Here is a 1,002-nt window from a genome sequence, read left to right as displayed (position 1 = left end):
GGGCGGCGCGGCGCTCGCCGGCGGCACGGGCACGGGCGTCGCCCACGCCGCAGGGAGCCGGCGCGGACGGCACGGGACGGGTCCGCGTACCTACGTCCTCGTGCACGGCACCCACAGCACCGGCGCCCATCTGGCCGGGATCGCCCGGGAGTTGCAGCGGCGCGGGCACCGTGCCGTCGCCGTGGACCTGCCGCTGCACGGCACCGAGGCGTTCGTGCCGGAGTCCTACCAGCGGCAGGATCCGCACGCGCTGGCCGTCGAACCGTCGCCGCTGGCGCGGCTCGGCCTGGACGACTACGCGCACCGCGTCGAGCAGTACGTACGCGAGGCGGCGCGCCACGGTCCGGTGGTGCTCGCCGGGCACAGCATGGGCGGCCTCTGCGTCAGCCGGGTCGCCGACGCCGTGCCCGGACTCCTCGCCCACATCTGCTATTTCGCGGCCTTCTGCCCCAGCCGCACGATGCCCTCGCTGGAGGCGTGCGCGTCCTCGCCGGAGGGCTCGACGGCCGTCGATCCGGACGGGCAACTGATCGGCGACCCGGAGAAGCTGGGCGTCGCGCGCTTCAACTGGCGTACGGGCGCGGCCCGTGACCTCGCCGTCTTCAAGGAGATGATCTGCGCGGACCACTCCGACGTGGCCTTCCGGCGGATGCTCGGTCTCATGCAGACCGACGAGAGCCTGCGCGCGTACGGCGAACGGGCCGTCGGCGGGGCCGAGCGGTGGGGGCGTGTGCCGCGTACGTATCTGCGCATGGGCCGGGACCGGCTGGTGCCGCCCGCGCTCCAGGACCGGATGATCGCAGAGGCCGACGCGCTCACCCCGGACAACCCCTTCCACGTCCGCGACTTCCCGGGCGCCTCGCACATGGGGCCGCCGGATCCGCGCGAGGTGGCGGCGGCGCTGCACGCGGTGCGGCCGGTGCGCGCGGCACGGCCATGACGCGCGGCGGCCATGAGGCGCACGGCCGGGTCCGCCGTACGGTCTCCGCCCGCCCGTGAAAT

Annotated in this window: 1 protein-coding gene; it reads left to right on the top strand. The window is 75.3% G+C overall.

Going from position 1 to position 1,002, the window contains the following annotated elements; genetic code table 11:
* On the top strand, positions 1–940 hold a 940-nt coding region (locus tag AN218_RS29495; RefSeq protein ID WP_244900828.1), incomplete at its 5' end, for an alpha/beta hydrolase.
* Between the last annotated feature and the right edge of the window lie 62 nt (positions 941–1,002).

Origin of the sequence: Streptomyces nanshensis, from assembly GCF_001751255.1 — a bacterium.
In the GTDB taxonomy this organism is placed as follows: domain Bacteria; phylum Actinomycetota; class Actinomycetes; order Streptomycetales; family Streptomycetaceae; genus Streptomyces; species Streptomyces nanshensis_A.
This window is presented reverse-complemented; position numbering and strand designations above follow the sequence as displayed.